The organism is Nocardia sp. NPDC052112 (assembly GCF_040680135.1).
Classification (GTDB): Bacteria; Actinomycetota; Actinomycetes; order Mycobacteriales; family Mycobacteriaceae; genus Nocardia.
In genome coordinates this window covers 2,521-5,525 of the sequence record NZ_JBFAWD010000064.1, presented here as the reverse complement: position 1 = coordinate 5,525, position 3,005 = coordinate 2,521, and the positions used below count along the sequence as shown (strand labels likewise).

Genomic DNA, 3,005 nt, shown 5'->3' with positions numbered 1-3,005 from the left:
GTGCGTGTGTTCTTTGAGAACTCAATAGTGTGTCGATGAATGTCAGTGCCAAATATTTTTTGGTTCCGGCTCTCTCATACCCCCGTGTGGTGAGGGTTGGACATTTTGTCAGCAAATACTTTTGCTGGCGTTTGATTTTGCCATGGTTTTCGGACTCTGGTTAATTCTTCTGATTGCACCTTTTGGGGTGTGATTGTGAGTCTTCAACGGAGAGTTTGATCCTGGCTCAGGACGAACGCTGGCGGCGTGCTTAACACATGCAAGTCGAGCGGTAAGGCCCTTCGGGGTACACGAGCGGCGAACGGGTGAGTAACACGTGGGTGATCTGCCCTGTACTTCGGGATAAGCCTGGGAAACTGGGTCTAATACCGGATATGACCATGGGATGCATGTCTTGTGGTGGAAAGATTTATCGGTGCAGGATGGGCCCGCGGCCTATCAGCTTGTTGGTGGGGTAATGGCCTACCAAGGCGACGACGGGTAGCCGACCTGAGAGGGTGACCGGCCACACTGGGACTGAGACACGGCCCAGACTCCTACGGGAGGCAGCAGTGGGGAATATTGCACAATGGGCGGAAGCCTGATGCAGCGACGCCGCGTGAGGGATGACGGCCTTCGGGTTGTAAACCTCTTTCGACAGGGACGAAGGGAAACTGACGGTACCTGTAGAAGAAGCACCGGCCAACTACGTGCCAGCAGCCGCGGTAATACGTAGGGTGCGAGCGTTGTCCGGAATTACTGGGCGTAAAGAGCTTGTAGGCGGTTCGTCGCGTCGATCGTGAAAACCTACCGCTCAACGGTGGGCTTGCGGTCGATACGGGCGGACTAGAGTACTTCAGGGGAGACTGGAATTCCTGGTGTAGCGGTGAAATGCGCAGATATCAGGAGGAACACCGGTGGCGAAGGCGGGTCTCTGGGAAGTAACTGACGCTGAGAAGCGAAAGCGTGGGTAGCGAACAGGATTAGATACCCTGGTAGTCCACGCCGTAAACGGTGGGTACTAGGTGTGGGTTTCCTTCCACGGGATCCGTGCCGTAGCTAACGCATTAAGTACCCCGCCTGGGGAGTACGGCCGCAAGGCTAAAACTCAAAGGAATTGACGGGGGCCCGCACAAGCGGCGGAGCATGTGGATTAATTCGATGCAACGCGAAGAACCTTACCTGGGTTTGACATACACCAGAAACATCCAGAGATGGGTGCCCCCTTGTGGTTGGTGTACAGGTGGTGCATGGCTGTCGTCAGCTCGTGTCGTGAGATGTTGGGTTAAGTCCCGCAACGAGCGCAACCCTTATCTTATGTTGCCAGCGCGTTATGGCGGGGACTCGTGAGAGACTGCCGGGGTCAACTCGGAGGAAGGTGGGGACGACGTCAAGTCATCATGCCCCTTATGTCCAGGGCTTCACACATGCTACAATGGCCGGTACAGAGGGCTGCGATACCGTGAGGTGGAGCGAATCCCTTAAAGCCGGTCTCAGTTCGGATCGGGGTCTGCAACTCGACCCCGTGAAGTTGGAGTCGCTAGTAATCGCAGATCAGCAACGCTGCGGTGAATACGTTCCCGGGCCTTGTACACACCGCCCGTCACGTCATGAAAGTCGGTAACACCCGAAGCCGGTGGCCTAACCCTTGTGGAGGGAGCCGTCGAAGGTGGGATTGGCGATTGGGACGAAGTCGTAACAAGGTAGCCGTACCGGAAGGTGCGGCTGGATCACCTCCTTTCTAAGGAGCACTTCTGCATCGCACCTCGAAGAGTCGGGGATGGTAAACGCTGGTGCCAGAGACCGTTTAGTCCCCGTATGTGGGGCTGCGGATGCTCATGGGTGGAACGCTGGCAGGTTTCATCGCATTCGATCAATCCTCGGTGGTTGGTCGCGGTGGATATATCGACACACTGTTGGGTCCTGAGAGAACGGACGTTCTTTCCAGGCAAGATAACGACGAGACTGGTTCTTCAGTCATACCGCTGGATGTTGGTCCGGGGCTGGTGCTGAGTCGGGAATCGGTTTTGTGTGTTGTTTGAGAACTGCACAGTGGACGCGAGCATCTTTGTTTGTAAGTGTTTAAGAGCGTTCGGTGGATGCCTTGGCACCAGGAGCCGATGAAGGACGTAGGAGGCTGCGATAAGCCTCGGGGAGCTGTCAACCGAGCTGAGATCCGAGGATTTCCGAATGGGGAAACCCAGCACGAGTGATGTCGTGTTACCCGCATCTGAATATATAGGGTGTGTGGAGGGAACGTGGGGAAGTGAAACATCTCAGTACCCACAGGAAGAGAAAACAATTGTGATTCCGTGAGTAGTGGCGAGCGAAAGCGGATGAGGCTAAACCGTTCAGATGTGATACCCGGCAGGGGTTGTCTGGACGGGGTAGTGGGGTCATTCTTCTCAGATCTGCCGGTCTGGGCGACAGTCAGAAACCGTTGGGTTAGTTGAAGTGGTCTGGAACGGCCTGCCGTAGACGGTGATAGCCCGGTAAGTGAAAACTCAACGGCTGTTGTGGATGATGCCCGAGTAGCAGCGGGCCCGTGAAATCTGCTGTGAATCTGCCGGGACCACCCGGTAAGCCTGAATACTCCCTGGTGACCGATAGCGGACTAGTACCGTGAGGGAAAGGTGAAAAGTACCCCGGGAGGGGAGTGAAATAGTACCTGAAACCGTGCGCTTACAATCCGTCAGGGCCTGCGCCACCTTCGGGTGGGTGGGTGATGGCGTGCCTTTTGAAGAATGAGCCTGCGAGTTAGTGGCATGTGGCGAGGTTAACCCGTGTGGGGTAGCCGTAGCGAAAGCGAGTCCGAATAGGGCGTTTTGAGTCGCGTGTTCTAGACCCGAAGCGGAGTGATCTACCCATGGCCAGGGTGAAGCGACGGTAAGACGTCGTGGAGGCCCGAACCCACTTAGGTTGAAAACTGAGGGGATGAGCTGTGGGTAGGGGTGAAAGGCCAATCAAACTCCGTGATAGCTGGTTCTCCCCGAAATGCATTTAGGTGCAGCGTCACGTGTTTCACG

2 rRNA genes (1 of these 2 running past the window's edge) are annotated in these 3,005 nt (G+C 55.8%); both read left to right on the top strand.

From position 1 onward, the window contains the following. The first annotated feature begins 203 nt into the window (after positions 1-203). A 16S ribosomal RNA gene (locus AB0L58_RS42815) occupies positions 204-1,720 on the top strand. Positions 1,721-2,051: 331 nt separating this feature from the next. Then, positions 2,052-3,005: ribosomal RNA gene (locus AB0L58_RS42810) — 23S ribosomal RNA — on the top strand (it continues 2,278 nt past the right edge of the window). Together the 16S and 23S rRNA genes form the textbook arrangement of a ribosomal RNA operon.